The 15,497-nt window shown below is 73.1% G+C and carries 16 protein-coding genes; 8 read left to right on the top strand and 8 right to left on the bottom strand.

The window, feature by feature from the left end:
* Positions 1–12 precede the first annotated feature (12 nt).
* Positions 13–897: an alpha/beta fold hydrolase gene (locus F5972_RS05435; protein ID WP_191909959.1), complete on the bottom strand. Its 885-nt coding sequence runs from the start codon at positions 895–897 to the stop codon at positions 13–15.
* Between the two features lie 285 nt (positions 898–1,182).
* Here F5972_RS05435 and F5972_RS05440 point away from each other — a divergent pair, with 285 nt between their 5' ends.
* The 6 genes from F5972_RS05440 to F5972_RS05465 are packed head-to-tail and all read left to right on the top strand — an operon-like array spanning position 1,183 to position 5,949.
* Positions 1,183–2,781 carry a RyR domain-containing protein gene (locus F5972_RS05440; RefSeq protein WP_225311186.1) on the top strand — a complete coding sequence of 533 codons (1,599 nt, stop codon included), beginning with the start codon at positions 1,183–1,185 and terminating at the stop codon, positions 2,779–2,781.
* 4 nt (positions 2,782–2,785) lie between these two features.
* Positions 2,786–3,271, top strand: a complete 486-nt coding sequence (locus F5972_RS05445; RefSeq protein ID WP_318527514.1) for a hypothetical protein — start codon at positions 2,786–2,788, stop codon at positions 3,269–3,271.
* A 25-nt stretch (positions 3,272–3,296) separates the two neighbouring features.
* Positions 3,297–4,286 carry a DUF418 domain-containing protein gene (locus F5972_RS05450; protein WP_225311187.1) on the top strand — a complete coding sequence of 330 codons (990 nt, stop codon included), beginning with the start codon at positions 3,297–3,299 and terminating at the stop codon, positions 4,284–4,286.
* A complete protein-coding gene (locus F5972_RS05455; RefSeq protein ID WP_150931706.1) occupies positions 4,216–5,007 on the top strand; it encodes a carbon-nitrogen hydrolase family protein in 792 nt (263 codons plus the stop codon). Before F5972_RS05450 ends, F5972_RS05455 begins: the two co-directional genes overlap by 71 nt.
* 10 nt (positions 5,008–5,017) lie before the next feature.
* Entirely contained in the window at positions 5,018–5,476 is a 459-nt protein-coding gene (locus tag F5972_RS05460) for a hypothetical protein (protein WP_225311188.1), read from the top strand.
* 8 nt (positions 5,477–5,484) lie between these two features.
* Complete coding sequence (locus F5972_RS05465) at positions 5,485–5,949, top strand: hypothetical protein (protein WP_225311189.1); 465 nt, start codon at positions 5,485–5,487, stop codon at positions 5,947–5,949.
* Positions 5,950–5,973: 24 nt separating this feature from the next.
* On the opposite strand, the gene F5972_RS05470 is transcribed toward F5972_RS05465, so the two are convergent.
* Together F5972_RS05470 and F5972_RS36935 are read right to left on the bottom strand one after the other, a co-directional pair.
* Positions 5,974–7,458: a carboxyl transferase domain-containing protein gene (locus F5972_RS05470; protein WP_150931711.1), complete on the bottom strand. Its 1,485-nt coding sequence runs from the start codon at positions 7,456–7,458 to the stop codon at positions 5,974–5,976.
* A gap of 183 nt (positions 7,459–7,641) precedes the next feature.
* Positions 7,642–7,797: a hypothetical protein gene (locus F5972_RS36935; protein WP_191909961.1), complete on the bottom strand. Its 156-nt coding sequence runs from the start codon at positions 7,795–7,797 to the stop codon at positions 7,642–7,644.
* A gap of 431 nt (positions 7,798–8,228) precedes the next feature.
* Here F5972_RS36935 and F5972_RS05475 point away from each other — a divergent pair, with 431 nt between their 5' ends.
* Together F5972_RS05475 and F5972_RS05480 are read left to right on the top strand one after the other, a co-directional pair.
* On the top strand, positions 8,229–8,819 hold the full coding sequence (locus tag F5972_RS05475) for a hypothetical protein (protein ID WP_150931713.1): 591 nt from the start codon (positions 8,229–8,231) through the stop codon (positions 8,817–8,819).
* 302 nt (positions 8,820–9,121) lie between these two features.
* The gene (locus tag F5972_RS05480; RefSeq protein ID WP_150931714.1) at positions 9,122–9,379 is read left to right on the top strand and encodes a hypothetical protein; all 258 of its coding nucleotides are present in this window, start codon (positions 9,122–9,124) and stop codon (positions 9,377–9,379) included.
* Positions 9,380–9,386: 7 nt separating this feature from the next.
* On the opposite strand, the gene F5972_RS05485 is transcribed toward F5972_RS05480, so the two are convergent.
* The 5 genes from F5972_RS05485 to F5972_RS05505 form a co-directional block, all read right to left on the bottom strand.
* Complete coding sequence (locus F5972_RS05485; protein ID WP_150931716.1) at positions 9,387–11,219, bottom strand: hydantoinase B/oxoprolinase family protein; 1,833 nt, start codon at positions 11,217–11,219, stop codon at positions 9,387–9,389.
* Complete coding sequence (locus tag F5972_RS05490) at positions 11,209–13,251, bottom strand: hydantoinase/oxoprolinase family protein (protein ID WP_150931718.1); 2,043 nt, start codon at positions 13,249–13,251, stop codon at positions 11,209–11,211. The genes F5972_RS05485 and F5972_RS05490 overlap by 11 nt, the downstream gene beginning before the upstream one ends.
* A gap of 117 nt (positions 13,252–13,368) precedes the next feature.
* Positions 13,369–14,043, bottom strand: a complete 675-nt coding sequence (locus tag F5972_RS05495; RefSeq protein ID WP_150931720.1) for a DsbA family oxidoreductase — start codon at positions 14,041–14,043, stop codon at positions 13,369–13,371.
* Between the two features lie 52 nt (positions 14,044–14,095).
* On the bottom strand, positions 14,096–14,806 hold the full coding sequence (locus F5972_RS05500) for an SRPBCC family protein (protein WP_225311190.1): 711 nt from the start codon (positions 14,804–14,806) through the stop codon (positions 14,096–14,098).
* Positions 14,807–14,885: 79 nt separating this feature from the next.
* A complete protein-coding gene (locus tag F5972_RS05505) occupies positions 14,886–15,446 on the bottom strand; it encodes a MarR family winged helix-turn-helix transcriptional regulator (RefSeq protein WP_150931722.1) in 561 nt (186 codons plus the stop codon).
* Positions 15,447–15,497 lie beyond the last annotated feature (51 nt).

Consider the following 15,497-nt stretch of genomic DNA (forward strand, 5'->3'; position numbering starts at 1 on the left):
GCCGCGCCGTGATCAGGCCGCCCGGCCGTCCCTGGTCAGCCAGCCCAGCAGGTCGGGCAGCACGTGGAAGGCGTGGAAGTGCGCCGCGCCCCGCTGGATGCGCACCGTCGCGGTCGGTATCCGGCCGGCCAGCCAGCGGGAGTGGCTGACCGGCGAGAACACGTCGTCCTCGCCGTGCCACAGGAGGGTGGGCACCCTGATGTCGGCGGGGTCGAACCCCCACGGCGAGCAGAAGGCCATCGCGTCGTCGATCCAGCCGTGCGCGGAGGTCCGCACGGCCTCCGCGTAGGTCTGAACCAGCATCGTCCGGAGGCCCGCGTCCGCGATCACGTTCCGGTCCGGCTCCGTCAGCTCGTCGTACAGGGAGTTCACCAGCCGGACCGGGTCCTCGCGGATCTCGGCCGCGGTCGGGACAAGCCGCGCCGCGAGCCGCGCCCGCCCCTGCAGGGCGGTCATGTACTCCGTGACGTTGCCCTCCGTCATGCCGTCGAACCAGTCGAGCCCCTCCGCCTCCTGGGGGGCGAGCCCGACGAGGACCGCGGCCCGGGTCACCCGGTGGGGAATCAGGGCGGCGCAGGCGAGCGCGTGCGGCCCGCCACCCGAGCGGCCCACCACCGCGAAGCGGTCGAGGCCGAAGTGGTCCGCGATGACGGCCACGTCCGCGGCGACGTCTCCCACGCTGCGGCCCTCATGGCGGTCGGAGTCGCCGTACCCCGGCCGGTCGTAGGTGATGAGCCGCACGCCGAGCCGGTAGAGCAGGCCCTCCCGTGGAAGGGGGCCGATCCGGCTGCCCGGCGTCCCGTGGAGCAGGAACACCGGTCTTCCCCCGTGGATCTTCCCTCGCTGCGCGACCGCGAGGCGCCGTTCCCCGTCGGCCGACCACACCCCGTCCGTCAACGCCCGGCCCTCCCGTGGCGATCGTCGATGGATCTCGAATCCAGCATCCATCGAACGGACGTGACGCGAAAGAGCCCGGCGGACTCGGAACGGCAACACATTTCGCCGTACGACCCTGGAGCGCCCCCTGGCGGCGGGTTATTTTCGAAAGGGCACGTGCCGCCCAGCGAAGGAAGAGTGTTTATGACCTTTCCCGCTAGCTATGTGGTGCGTGCGATATTCGCGGGGCTCGCGGTGGTCGCATTGGTGACCGGATATTTCGGCCTTCACACATATGCGAAAACCTTGGGGCTGCCGTCGGCGCCCCTCGACCTGTTGTATTGGGACCTGCAGTTGTTCGTGTTCGACTCCGCGCCGCTCGACGACCCGAGACCGCTGCCGGCCGCGCTGGAGTTCGCCCGGTTCGCCGCACCCGGCGTGACGGTCTACACACTGGTGGACGGCGCTCGTCTGCTCTTCGCCTCGGAGCTCCGCCGGTTCCGGGCGCGCAGGTCGAAGGATCACGTGGTCGTGTGCGGTTCCGGATCGGCGGCTCTGGCCCTGGTGGAGCGGCTGCGCGGGACGAGCACGCGGATCGTGATGATCGGTTCGGCTCCGGTGGCGGCCGTCGGCGACCGCAAGGCGCTCTACGTCAGGGGCGACGCGCGCAGCCCGGCCGCTCTCCGTGCCGCCGGCATCCAGCGGGCCTCCGTCCTGTACGCCTGCGAGCCGGACAGCTCGGCCAACACGGCGATCGCCCTGGCGGCGCACGGCGTGGCCCGGCCCGGTGGCAGGCATCCGTTGTCGGCGTACGCCCTGATCACCGATCCCGATTTGTGCGCCGCCCTGCGGGCCCGCCGGCTGAGTCTTCCCGGCCGGCCCCTGCTGCGCCTCGACTTCTTCAACCTGGACGAGCTCGCCGCCCGGGTGCTCCTGGACCGGCACCCGATCGTGAACGAACGGCCGGTTGTCATCATCGGCCTGGACGCCTTCGGCCGCAGCCTGCTGGTCGAGATGGCGCGCAGGCGGCGGCTGGTCCCCGCTCCCGGCCCGCTGCCGGTGACGGTCATCGACGCCGACGCGGCGCGGACCGTCGAGGCCGTGTGCCGCAGATTCGAGTTCGTGGCCGAGGTGTGCGCGCTTACCACGCACGACGCGCCGCCCGGCGACTTCCCGTTCGGAAACCTGCCGTTCGGGGAGCTGCTGCCGTCCGAGCCGCCGCAGCGGGTGTTCGTGTGCCACGAAGAACAGGACCTCGCGCTCAAGACCGCGCTCACCTCGCTGCGCCTGTGGAACTGCGGGCCCGGGTCGCTCGTGGTGCGGGTCGAGGAGGCGGGCGTCTTCAGCAGGGCCTTCGAGAGCGTCCACCTGCTGGAGGGACTCTCCGGCGCCCTGCGGGTGTTCGCGGTCAACGAGGAGGCCGGGGATCCGCGGCTCATCGGGGAGGACCTGGTGGAGACGCTGGCCCGGGCGATCCACGACAGCTACGTGGCGGAGAACACCGCGCGAGGCCACGTCCGGGCGACCAACCCTTCGCTGGTCCCGTGGGAGAGCCTGCCGTCGCACCTGCGGGCGGCGAACCGGCGGCAGGCCGAGGACATCGGGCGCAAGCTGACGAGCATCGGCTGCGCCCTCGCTCCCCGCGTGGAGCCCGAGTTGCGGTTCGCCTTCAAGGACTTCGAGATCGAGCGGCTCGCGATGATGGAGCACGAGCGGTGGCTGCGGGACCTGGTCGCCGACGGATGGACCCGCGGCCCGGTCCGCGACCCGGAGAAAAGGAAGCACCCCGACCTGGACGGCTGGGACGGCATCTCGGAGGCGGCCAAGGAGAAGGATCGCGACACCGTGCGGAACCTGCCGCGCATCCTGGCCGGCGCCGGGTTCCAGATCGTACGGGTCGGCTGAGCGAGTGAGCGGAGTGGTCAGGATCGCGTTCACCGGCCACCGGGGTCTGCCCCGCGACACGGCCGACCGGGTGCGCCGCGCCCTGCGGGCCGTGCTCGCCGGCCGGGACCTGCCGCTGGTGGGCCTGTCCTGCCTGGCTGAGGGGGCCGACCAGCTCTTCGCCAGGGAGGTGCTGCGCGTGGGTGGCGACCTGGACGTGGTCGTGCCCGCCGCCCGATACCGGGAGAGCCTGCCCCGGGCGGCCCGGACGGCGTACGACGACCTGCTCCCGCTCGCGCGGCAGGTGCACCTGATGCCGTTCGAACGGCCGGAGCCTCCGGCGTACATGGCCGCCGCGGTCTTCATGCTCGAACGGGCGGACGAACTGTTCGCCGTCTGGGACGGGCTGCCGGCGCGCGGGCTCGGCGGCACGGCCGACGTCGTCGCGCACGCCCGCGAGCAGGAGATGCGCGTGCTGGTGCTCTGGCCGCCCGGCTCTCGGCGAGAATGACGGGGGCGTGACAGGGAGCGTGACGGTGGGCAGGATCCGGCGGGTCGACGCGCTGCGCGGGTTCGCCGTCTGCGGGATCATGCTGGTGAACACCTGGCAGTGGACGGCGGAGCGGCGCGACCCGTCCCCTTTCGGCTGGGTGATGGAGAACCTCGTCCAGAGCCGCTTCTACCCGATCTTCGCGTTCCTGTTCGGCCTGTCCTTCGCGCTGTTCCTCGCCGCGGCGCGAAAGCGCGCGGCCCGCCCCAGGGTCGTCCTGCTCCGGCGCCTCGCGGTGCTGGCCGTGCTGGGCGCGGCGCACACCCTGGTCCATCCCGGCGGGGTGCTGCTGCCATACGCGGTGCTGGGGGTGGCGGTCCTGCTCCCGGCGAGCCTGCTGCCCCGGTGGACGGTGCTGCTGCTCGGCTGCGGCACGCTGGCCGCCTCCCTGCTCGACTCCGAGCCGTACGTGCTGATCACCGCGCTGTTCCTGCTCGGCCTGGCCGCCGCCCCGAGCGTGGCGGACGGCACGGGAGGCGCGGGCCGGACGTGGGTCCTCGCGGCCGTCTGCGCGGCGGCGGGGGCGCTCACGGCCGGGCTGACCTGGTGGTGGAACCACGCGCCGCCCGGGGGCGGGGTCTACCAGGCGGCGGCGGTGAGCGGCGCGGCCGCCTACGCGACGGCGTTCCTGCTGCTCGCCCGCCGGACGGCCCTGTTCGAGGCCCTGGGACGGATGGCGCTGACCAACTACGTCACGGGCACGCTGGTGATCGCGGCGGTGCTCCCGCCGCCCGCCACCGGCGGTTCCGGCGCCGGCGTCGTCGTGGGGCTCACCGTCGTGACCCTGGCCGCGCAGGCCGCCTTCAGCCGGTGGTGGCTGGCCGGTCACCGGTACGGCCCGCTGGAGCAGGTCTGGCGGACGCTCACCTGGTGGGGAGAGCCGCCCGCCGGGCAGACTGGGAGCCGTGACCCGCATAGCGCTGTGCCAGATCCCCGTCGACCACGACCCGAAGACCAACCTCGAGACCGTGCGTGACGCCCTCGCCCGGGTGCCGGGAGCGGACCTCGCCGTGTTCCCCGAGGCCACGCTCACCCGGTTCGGGCGCGGCGTGACGCACACGGCCGAACCACTGGACGGACCGTTCGTCACCGGCCTCGCCGAGGCCGCGCGTGAGCATGGCGTCGCCGTCATCGCCGGCGTCTTCGAACCCGCCGAGGACGGCCGGGTGTGGAACACCGCCGTCGCCCTGCGGGCGGACGGCTCGCTCGCCGCGGCCTACCGGAAGATCCACCTGTTCGACTCCTTCGGCGCGAAGGAGTCGAACCTGGTCGCGCCGGGGGACGAGCCGGTGGTCGTGGAGCTCGCCGGGCTCAGGATCGGCCTGGTCACCTGCTACGACGTCCGGTTTCCCGAGCTCGCGCGAGCACTGGTCGACCAGGGCGCGGACACGTTCGCGGTGATCGCCGCCTGGGGCTCGGGGCCGCTCAAGGAGGACCACTGGACGACCCTCGTCAGGGCCAGGGCCATCGAGAACACCACCTGCACGATCGCCGTCGGCCAGGCTCCCAACCCCGCCATACCGGACGGGTTCGGTGTCGGCCGCAGCATGCTCGTCGATCCGATGGGCGTCGCCCGCCACGACCTGGGCCCCGGCCCCGGCGTGCTGGTCGCGGAGATCGACCCCGCCTGGACGGCGACCGCACGCGCCACCGTCCCCTCGCTGGAACACCGACGGCTGGGTGTCAACAGATCGTAAACTACCCCCCATGAACGAGCCGGGACACAGGACGCGGATGCAGAAGGTGATTCCGCCGCGGCTGCTCGTGCCGTACCTGTCAGGCCGGCGCACGATCATCTCCGGGTACGTTTACCGGGTGCAGGACTGCGACCGCCTCACCTCACCCGCCGCGCTCGTCGAAGCCCTCGATCTGGGCTTCGACGGGTCGGAGCTCACGCCGGACGTGCCCGAGTTGTACGTCATGCGGTGGGACGCCCGGGACATCGACACCTACGTCGTCCCGTACGGCCAGCACATGGGCGGGGATTGGAGCGATGCACCGCCCTTCACGGGGAACGGGTTCACCGCCTCGCGCGAGCAGGTGGTGCCGCAGTTCCACACGATGCCGATGCCGATCCCCGCGGGCGCGGAGATCGTGCACCTCACGCCGGCCGGCGCGCGTCCCTTCGCCGCGTACGACGGCCTGACCTGGCGGCCGGCCCGATGAGCGCCTCTGTGACCGGCCCGGCGAACGGCGGCGAACCGGTCGGCCTGGGGTTCGTCGCCCTCTACCGGGACCGGGAGTACGCGGCGGCGCTCGGGCCGGGCAGCGACGACGTGGTGCTGTTCAGCGAGGCCCCGCAGGAGGGCTTCACCGCCGCCGGCGGCTACTGGCGGCTGCGGGTGGACCGGTCCGCGCTGGACCGGCTCACCCTGCTGCGCACGGTCGGGGCGTTCGGCGGGGAGCCCTGCCTGGTGCTGGACGAGGACGACGGAGGCGACGGCGGGGAGGGCGGCCTCCACATCGCCTACACCGGCCACAACGGCCTCAAGGCCGAGACGCTCGGCTACTGGCTGGTGGACCACGGCGCGTACGAGGTGGTGGTGCCCCGCGACGAGGTGCACGCCGTCCGGGTGGAACGGGTGCCCGTGCCGCTCGGTCCTGATAGGCCGGACGGCCAGGAGCCGGGCGACCGGTGACGCCGCCTTCCGGATAGCAGCCGGTCAGAGGCCGAGGGCGCGGTAGCGGGCGGACCGGGCGGCCGTCCGCTCGTCCGCCGGGCGGGCGAGCAGGCCGGCGATCTCGTGCTCCAGCGTCCCGGCGACCCGGCCGCAGAACGCCTCCGGCTCGTACGCCGCGTCGGGACGTTCCGGGACCACCCGGTCGACGATCCCGTTCCGCCGCAGGTCGGTGGCGCGGACGCCCTGGGCCGCGGCGATCTCGGGGGCGAAGTCGACGGTCCGGTACAGCAGCGCCGACGCGCCTTCGGGCGGAAGCGGGGACAGCCAGGCGTGCTGCGCGCAGACGACCCGGTCGGCCGGGAGCAGGGCCAGCGCCGCGCCGCCGGCGCCCTCCCCCAGCAGCAGGCACACGGTCGGCGCGTCGAGCATGACGAGGTCGGCCAGGCAGCGGGCGATCTCGGCGGCGAGGCCGCCCTCCTCGGCCGCCCTCGACAGCGCCGCTCCGGCCGTGTCGACGACCGTGACCAGGGGAAGGCCCAGTTCGCTGGCCAGGCGCATGCCGCGCCGGGCCACCCGCAGACCGGCGGGGCCGAGCCCGCTGCCGCCGCGCCGCCGCCGGTCCTGGCCGAGGACGACGGCGGGCGCCGTGCCGAACCTGGCCAGCGCGAGCAGCAGTCCGGGGTCGCGCTCGCCGGTGCCGGTGCCGTGCAGCGGGGTGACGTCACGCGCCCCGTGTTTCAGCAGTTCGCGGATGCCGGGCCGGTCGTCGCGCCGGGAGCGGGTCACCGCCTCCCACGCCGGGACCGGCTCGGCCGCCTCCTCGGGCTCCGGGCCGGGCGACAGCCCCGAGCGGGGCGCGCAGAGCACGGCCAGCGCCCTGACGGCGATCTCCCGGGCGTCCTCGGCCGAGACCACGGCGTCGACCAGCCCGTGGGCGTGGAGGTTCTCCGCGACCTGAACGCCTTCCGGGAACGGGTAGCCGTGCAGCGACTCGAACACCCGTGGCCCGAGGAAGCCGATCAGCGCGCCCGGCTCGGCGGCGGTCACGTGCCCGAGCGAGCCCCACGACGCGAACACCCCGCCCGTGGTCGGATGGCGCAGGTAGACGACGTACGGCAGCCCCGCGGCGCGGTGCGCGCCGACCGCGGCGGTGATCTTCACCATCTGGGTGAAGGCCAGGGCGCCCTCCTGCATCCGGGTGCCGCCGCTGGCCGGGGCGGCGAGCAGCGGCAGCCGTTCGGAGGTGGCCCGCTCGACCGCCCGCACGAGCCGTTCGGCCGCCGCCACCCCGATCGAACCGGCCAGGAAGGAGAACTCGCAGGCCATCACGGCGACGCGGCGGCCGTCGAGGGTTCCCTCCCCGGTGACGACCGACTCGTCGTATCCCGTCCTGGCCCGCACCCGGGCGAGCTCGGCCGCGTACTCCGACCCCGGCGCGGCCCGGTCGAGCGGCGGCCCGTCCCACGATTTCCACGAGTGCGGGTCGAGCACCCGCGCGATCAGGGTGCGCGCGTCCGGCCTGGTCACGGCGGTCACCGCCCCGGCGCCACGCGCCGGTGCCGGTACGCCGCAGGCGCCTTCTCCATCTCGGCGATCAGCTCTTCCCGATACGCGAACCTATCCTTGTGCCGCATATTTTCGGTACTTCGGGGCCGATGTCCAGCCTTGGTCCCTCATCGACCCCGCCGCTCCGCCGTACGACCGGAAGGCTCAGCGCGGCGTACGGTGCCCGCGCACCTGGTCCATCAGGCGGCGCAGCCGCTGCTGGTTCTCGGGATCGCGGGCCATCGTCTTGGCCTTCTCCATGTTCTCGCGGCCCTTGGGGGTCTGCAGGTAGTCCCGGATGCGCTGGACGATATTCGCCATTTCGAACTCACCATCCTGTTTGTGCCGTTACTGGACGGCTACCCAACGGCACCGCCGCCAATCCCGGACGGCCCGGCACGATGGGAGGTACGGTGAAGGACGCTGAGTGACCGACGGCGACGGCCACGCGACCTCGGGGGCCGAACATGGGAGCGGAAGCACCGGGCACCGGCCCCTTCTCGCCGGACTTCACCGGCATCACCCCCGCGCTCATGGAACGTCTCGTCAGAGACTTGGAGCACGCCCGCGGGTCGGCGCTCGTCCCGTACGACGAGACGAGCCTCCTCGGCGCGGCCGAGGGTCCGCGAGATCGTCGAGAGGCTGGCCGCCCACGCCGACGACGCCGAGTTCACCGCCGCCTTCTTCGCCGGCATCGGTGCGCGCCGCACGGTGGAGCTCCCCGGCGCCTGCGCCACATCCTGCAGGAGAACATGGACGACGCCGTACGGACCGTGAGCCGGGCGTTCGGCTCGGCGGTGAGCGGCGGGCCGGTGGCCCCCGGGTTCGCGGCCGTCGCCGCCGCCGTGCGCGCCAGAGCCGACCGGGACGAGGACCGCATGAGCATCGGCGACCTGCTGTCCGCCGCGCGCCTGCCTGCCGAGTGGCTGGCCGAGGTGGTGGTCACCCAGATGTTCCTGCCCGGCGACGAGTCGAACGGTGCCACGCTGACGCCGTACCTCAAGGCGCTGAGCGAGAACCCGGCGGCGGCACGGCTCGCGATCGCGCCGGCGACCGGGGACAGCCCGCTTCCCCGGGACGCCATGTCGCTGCTCGCCCACGCGGGCGGGACGAGCGACCGGCGGCCTGGCCTCGTGGCGTTCCTGCGGGACCTGAACCGCCGTACGTCCGGGAACGCTGAGTCCGCGGACGCGTTCGGACGCCTCCTCGCCGCCGCGTCCGGCGCGTACGACGAGAGGGACGGGCGCACAGCGACGTCGCGGCGCGGTTCGCGTACGCCGTCGTCACCGGCACCTCGGACTTCCGCTTCGCCCCACCCACGCGTGTCCACCTCGCCGAGATAGCGGGCACTCGCCTTCGCCGGAGACACGCGGGACCGCAGGCCCTTCGACCGGGGCATGGGCGACCTCGCCAGGCGGCTCGTCGGGGTGAACGTGCCGCCGATGCTGAAGGCCGGGGACCCCTCGCGTCTGGACGACGTCTTCGCCGCGCTCGGGAACGTACGTGGATTCGAACTCGCCGCCGCGGAGAAACACCTCCAAGCCCTCGACGACCTCGACGAGCGGAACGACCTGGCCAATGACATGGCGCCCAGTCAGGCACCGAAGGCCTGCGCGCCCTCGACCGGCGGTTCATCACCAACGGCATGGGCGGTAAGACCATGCTCGCATTGGTACGGGAGCACGCCGGGATCATGGAGACGTCACTCGACCAGGTCTGTGCGCTGTTCGGAGGGCACCGGGTGTGGGTGGGGTCGACGGCCCGCGCCTTCGGCGAGGAACTGAACGGACGCCGCCGGATGAAGGCGACGATTCAGCACCTGGTCGCCGAGTTGGAAGCGGAGCTCCGGGCGACCCCGGCCAGGATTTCCCGGGCCACCCCGTCGGGCCGCCCTCTGGTGTAGTGATCGCTCACACGGTGTCGACCTCGGCGTGGGGGAGGCCGCCGGAGAGCCGGGGATAACCGGGGCCGCGGTCGAAGAAGGCCGCAGTCGTCGTCTCCCGCAGCCGCTCCCGCAGGCGCGCGGTCGCCTCGGCGTCCACGACGACGTCGTCGCGGGTGCCGGTCAGGACGACGCCGTAGTCCTCCCGCGCGCCCTCGAAGGAGACCTTCCCGTCGCGGACGTCGGCGGCGACGCGCTCGGCCGGCCGGTCGTACGGCGAGCCCCAGCCGCCTCCCCCGGTCGTACGGATGCGGATGACCTGCCCGGCGCGTACGGGGAAGTCGTCGACCAGGCCCTCCATCTCCACGCCGTCGACCGTGACCTGGAAGGGCCGGCCGGCCCGGCCGCCGTTGACGCCCCAGCACGACAGGATCGAGCGGTCGGCGATCGACATGAACGAGGCGTCCCGCAGCATCCGGATGTGCTTGTCGTAGCCGAGACCGCCGCGGAACTCCCCCGGCCCGCCGCTGTCCACCGCCAGGCCCAGCCGCTCGACCCGGAACGGCCAGCGCGCCTCGGCGAACTCCGCGGGGATGTTGCGGCTGTCGGGCACGACGTGGATGGTGTCCTCCCCGTCGGCGTACCAGCGCCCGCCCGACCCGCCGCCCAGCACCTCGCGCATGAGGTACGGCCCGTCGTCCGACTCGCCGTACACACCGGTGTAGCGGATCGTCTCCTGGTCGGCCGGCATCCGGCCGCCGGTCGCCTTGGCCAGCACGCCCGCCAGCACGCCGAGCAGGCGGAGGATCACGAACGTACGGGCGTTGGTGGGCGCGGGGAAGATCGGCGTGAGCAGGGTGCCCTTCTCCGGAAAGACCATCCTGATCAGCGGCACGACGCCCTCGTTGACGTCGAGTTCGGCCATCCGCTCGGGGGTGTCGGCGAGGTTGCGCAGGATCGGCGCCAGCCACTTCTTCAGGAAGACGCCGCCCGCGTAGTCGCCCGCGTGGTTGATCGGCCCCTTGGCCTGTGCCGAGGTGCCGGTGAAGTCGATGGTCAGCGGGGTTTCCGCGGAGTGGTCGACGGTCAGCGTGATCCGCTGGGTGTGCAGGCGCGGCTCGTCCACGCCGTCGTGCTCGGCGTAGTCCTCCCAGACGTGGACGCCCTCGGGGATCTTCGCCAGCAGTTCCCGCCGGAAGGTCTCGGTCGTCTTGGAGATGATCGCATCGAAGCAGGCCTCGACCGCCTCCCGGCCGTACCGGCCGAACAGCTCGCCGAGCCGCCGGGCCCCCATGAGGCAGGCCGAGCACTCGGCGTCGAGGTCCCCGGCCAGCGCGTCGGGCATGCGGGAGTTGCGCGTCATGATCGTGAGAGCGGCGCGGTTGGGCACCCCCTGGTCCCAGAGCCTGATCGGCGGGACCATCAGGCCCTCCTCGAACGCGCTGCGCGCGTGCGACGGCATCGATCCCGGCACCGCGCCGCCGATGTCGTCGTGGTGGCCGAACGCCTGGACGAACGCGACGACCTCGCCGTCGTGGAAGACGGGCACCGTCACGCACAGGTCGGGCAGGTGGCCGATGCCGCCCTCGGAGAGGTAGACGTCGTTGTGGAAGAACACGTCGCCGGGCCGCATCGTCTCGATCGGGAAGTCGCGGACGATTGGCTGCACCAGCGCCGAATAGGAACGGCCGGTCAGCTTGCGCAGCCGCGCGTCGTGGATGCCGGCCCGGAAGTCGTGCGCGTCGCGGATCATCGGCGACCGGGCGGTCCGCGCGATCGCGGTCTCCACCTCCGTCTCGACCGACGCGAGCGTGCCCTCCACGATCTCCACGAGCACGGGGTCGGCGGTCCTACCGGTCATCGCTCACCACCACGAGGTTGCCGTAGTCGTCCATGGTCGCCGTGAAGCCGGGATGCACCGGCAGGGTCGAGCCGTACTCCTCGACGACGGCGGGCCCGCGGACGACGGCGCCCGCGCCGAGGTCGTCGCGGCGGTAGACGACGGTCCTGCCCCACCGCTCGTAGTACACGTCGCGGGTGCCGACCGGGCTCGGCTCGTCCGGCTGGTACGGCCTGCGCGCGAGCTTCGGCCGGGTGATGGGGCCGATGCCGGACACCCGGAGGTTGACCCACTCGACGGCGTGCCGGGGATCGTCGCGGTAGCCGTACCCGTAGAGCCTCTCGTGCTCGGCGTGGAACCGGCCGGCGACCACGGCGAGCCACGCGTCGTCCACGGGACCGTCCGGCGCGGCCACCCGCACCTCGTACGCCTGGCCGTAGTAGCGCAGGTCGGCGCTGCGCGCGTACACGTGCTCGGCGAAGCCCTCGCGGCCGAGCGCGTCCGCCGCCTCGGCCTCCAGGTCGGCGAGGATCTCGCCGAGCACCCGCGGCGACGGCTCACGGGTGACGTACGTGCGGACGTAGTCGTTCTTCACGTCCACGGTGAGCAGGCCGAACGCGGACACGTTCCCCGGGTCGGGCGGGATGATCGCGGCGGGCAGCCCGAGGACGTCGATCAGGCGGCAGGCCAGCAGCGGGCCGGACCCGCCGAACGCGACCAGCGGGAAGTCCCGCACGTCGAGCCCGCGCTGCACGGTGATCTGCCGGATCGCGTTCGACTGGTTGAAGGCGCTGATCTCCAGGATCCCGGTGGCGCAGCGCTCGGGGGTCAGCCCGAGCCGGGCGGCGAGCGCCTCGACGCCCGCCCGCGCGGCGGCGACGTCGAGGCGGATCTCCCCGCCGAGCAGGTGCGGCGGCACCCGGCCGAGGAAGACGTGCGCGTCGGTCACCGTCACCTCGGCGCCGCCTCCGCCGTAGCAGATCGGCCCGGGGTCCGCGCCCGCGGAGCGGGGCCCCACCTTCAGCGTGCCCTCCGGGGAGACCCAGGCGATCGACCCGCCGCCCGCCCCGACCGTGACGATGTCGATCATCGGGATCTTGCAGGGATAACGGCCGATCCTGCCCTCGGTCGTCAGCGAGGGCTCTCCGTCGACCACCACGGCCACGTCGGTCGAGGTGCCGCCGCCGTCGAGGGTGATCGCGCTCGGATGCCCGGCGGCCCCCGCCACCAGGGCGGCGCCGAGCGCGCCCGCGGCCGGGCCGGACAGGACGGTCGTGATCGGCTGGTGCACCACCTCGGCCGCCGAGAGCACGCCGCCGTTGCTCTTCATGACCGAGAAGGGCCGGCCGAGCCGCTCGGACAGGTTCCCGATGTAGCGCCGCATGATCGGCTTGACCGCCGCGTCCACCAGCGTGGTGACCGACCGCTCGTACTCCCGGTACTCCCGCAGCACGTCGCTCGACAGCGACACGACGGCCTCCGGGTGCTCGCGCTCCAGCACCTCCCGCATCCGCCGCTCGTGGGCCGGGTTGGCGTAGGAGTGCAGGAGGCACACGCCGATCGCGGTGACGCCCCGCTCCCTGAACCACCGCGCGGCGTCCGCGGCCTGCTCCTCGTCGAACGGCCGGATCTCCCCGCCGAGGTGGTCGAGCCGTCCTCCCACGGTACGCACCCGGTGGGCGGGCACGATCCGCGGCGGTTTCACCCAGAAGTAGGAGTTGCCGTAGCCGTCCGGCACGCTCTGCCGGGCGATCTCCAGGACGGACTCGAAGCCCTCGGTGGTGACGAACCCCAGGTGGGCGGTGCCGTCCGGGCGGTCCTCCAGCAACTGGTTCGTGGCGACGGTCGTGCCGTGGACGAGGGCGGCGACGGCATCGAGGTCGCGGGACCCCCCATGGGCCTCCAGCACCTTGTGCACGCCTGCCATGAAACCATCGGCCGGGTTGGCAGGAGTGGAGGGAGTCTTGGTCGTGACGACGCGGCCGGACTCCTCGTCGACGAGAACGACGTCGGTGAAGGTGCCGCCGGTGTCTACCCCGATGCGGATGGACATGCTCAGTGTCTACCGAGCGCCGCCACCGGGAAGAACCGGCGCACTCTGCCGAAGAATCCGGACACCGTCGTCAGACCCTGCCCACCCCGGGCCGCCTGCGCGGGCCGCCTGCGGGACTCAGACCGCGCAGGCGCCGTCGTCACACCCCGCGCCCGCCTTCTCTGCCGCCGTCTCCTGGGCCGCTGTCTCCTGGGCCGTACGGGCCTCGACCTCCCGCAGCGCGGCCACGAGCGTCTCCACGGGCTGCGCGCCCGAGACGGCGAACTTCTCCTCGAACAGGAACAGCGGGACGGAGCGCACGCCCAGCGCGTGGGCGCGGGCCAGCTCGGCGCGCACCTGCTCGGCGCCCTCCCCGGTGTCCTCGACGCCGGTCTCGGCGGCGAGCCCGGCCAGCGTGCCGGAGTCCCCCACGTTCAGGCCGTCGGTGAAGTGGGCCCGGAAGAGCCGCTCGGCCATCGCCGCTCCGCGTCCGGCCCGTTCGGCCAGCCAGATCAGCCGGTGCGCCTCGAAGGTGCCGGCCTGCAGCGCCCGGTCGAAGCGGAGGTCCAGCCCGTCCTCGGCCGCCACGCCCGCGACTCGGGCGGTCATCTGGGCCACCTGTGCGGCGCCGCCGAACTTGCGCTCCAGCGCGCGCAGCAGCGGCTCACCGGTGGAGACGCCGCCCGGGTCGAGCTGGAAGGGGCGGTGCTCCACTTCGACGTCCCCCTCGAAGAGGCGTACGGCCTGCTGGAGCCGGTGGTGCCCGATGTAGCACCAGGGACACACGACATCAGAGAAGATCTCGACTTTCACGACATGTCCCAACCGGTGCGCCCTCCGGGCGATTCCCCCGCTCAGACACGAGCTAGCGGCGGCGGGAGTTGCGGCCGAGGAGCCAGCCGATGACGGCGCTGCCGAGGGCCACCCCGGCGCCCGTGCCGAAGGCCGCGAGCATCGTCCAGGCCGGCACGCCCTGGCGGGGCGCGGCGGCGGCCTCGCGGGTGAACACCCGGGGCGTCGTGTCCCCCGCCGCGGCCGTCGCCGCCGGAACGGCCTCAGAGACGGCGGGAACGGCTCCGGACACGGCTTCGGACACCGTGGCGGGAACGGCGGAGGCTGCCAGCAGGTGCCGCTCGACGGCGGAGAAGAACTCCCCGGCGGTCTTCTTGGCCACCGAGGCGAGCATCCGCTGCCCCACGCCGCCGATCATGCCGCCGACGACGGCCTCGGCGTCGAAGTCGACGCGGGTGCCGCCCTCGGCGTCGCTCAGCCGTACGGCCACGGTGGCCTCGACGGTGCCGGGGGCGCCCTGGCCGCGCGCGCCGAGCGTGAACCGGTCCGGCTCCTCCTGGTCGCGCAGGGCGACCTCACCTTGGTAGACGCCCCTGACCGAGGCGACCCCCGCCGTGACCGTCATCGCGTACACGTTCTCGCCGACCGTCTCCAGGCGCTCGCAGCCGGGGATCGTCCGCACCAGGACGCCGGGGTCCTGGAGGGCGTCCCAGACCCGCTTGCGCTCCGCCGCGACCAGCGCGCTGCCCGAGACCTTCATGGCCACCTCCGATGCGAAGCACACCAGAAAATCACCCGTACGGCGAGAACGGCAAGATGTGCCCGGCCTCGGCGTGGCGGTGAAGCGGACCTCACCCGGCCGGCTACCGGGAGGCCGTGACCGTGACGGGAAGCTCCGTCCCGGAGATCGGGGACGACGCGGTCTCGCGGCAGATGTTGCGGCGCACCACCCCCAGCAGGGAGCGGAGGGTCTCGACCTGTTCCGGCGTCAGGCCGTCGGACAGCCGCCGGTGAAGCTCCTCCTCGACCCGGCGGACCTCGGGCCGCAGTGCGTCTCCCTCCGGCGTCGTGCTCACCACGCTGATCCGCCGGTTTCCGGGGGACGGAGCGCGGCTCACGAACCCACCGCGCTCCAGCCGTTGCAGGCTCTTGGTCATCGTGGACATGTCGATGCCCACGGCCGCGGCGAGCCGGTTCTGGGACATGGGCCCGTTGGCCCACAACGCGTTGAGCACCCGGTCCTGACCGGGATAGAGGCCGATCTCGGCGAGCAGCGCGGCGAGCAAAACGCGGTGCCCGAGAGCCGCCTGGGCCATCAGGCAGCTCAGGCTGTCCGGGTCCTCTCCGGGCGCCGCTCCGCACCCCGCCCCGGCCCCGGCAGTCATTCCGCACGCCCCCGCGCCGCCGGTCCGTGTCTCCGTCATCACGCCGCCTCCTCGCCGATCAGCCTACCGCTTGCAAATTGGTCGGCCAAG

It is taken from the genome of Microbispora cellulosiformans (assembly GCF_008728085.1).
In the GTDB taxonomy this organism is placed as follows: Bacteria; Actinomycetota; Actinomycetes; order Streptosporangiales; family Streptosporangiaceae; genus Microbispora; species Microbispora amethystogenes.

Coding starts and splice junctions, on each gene's coding strand:
- F5972_RS05490 (WP_150931718.1), bottom strand. CDS start 13,251: ATGTCCATCCGCATCGGGGTAGACACCGGCGGCACCTTCACCGACGTC.
- F5972_RS05505 (WP_150931722.1), bottom strand. CDS start 15,446: ATGACGGAGACACGGACCGGCGGCGCGGGGGCGTGCGGAATGACTGCC.
- F5972_RS05480 (WP_150931714.1), top strand. CDS start 9,122: ATGGGCGGTAAGACCATGCTCGCATTGGTACGGGAGCACGCCGGGATC.
- F5972_RS36935 (WP_191909961.1), bottom strand. CDS start 7,797: ATGGCGAATATCGTCCAGCGCATCCGGGACTACCTGCAGACCCCCAAG.
- F5972_RS05475 (WP_150931713.1), top strand. CDS start 8,229: ATGGACGACGCCGTACGGACCGTGAGCCGGGCGTTCGGCTCGGCGGTG.
- F5972_RS05460 (WP_225311188.1), top strand. CDS start 5,018: ATGAACGAGCCGGGACACAGGACGCGGATGCAGAAGGTGATTCCGCCG.
- F5972_RS05485 (WP_150931716.1), bottom strand. CDS start 11,219: ATGACCGGTAGGACCGCCGACCCCGTGCTCGTGGAGATCGTGGAGGGC.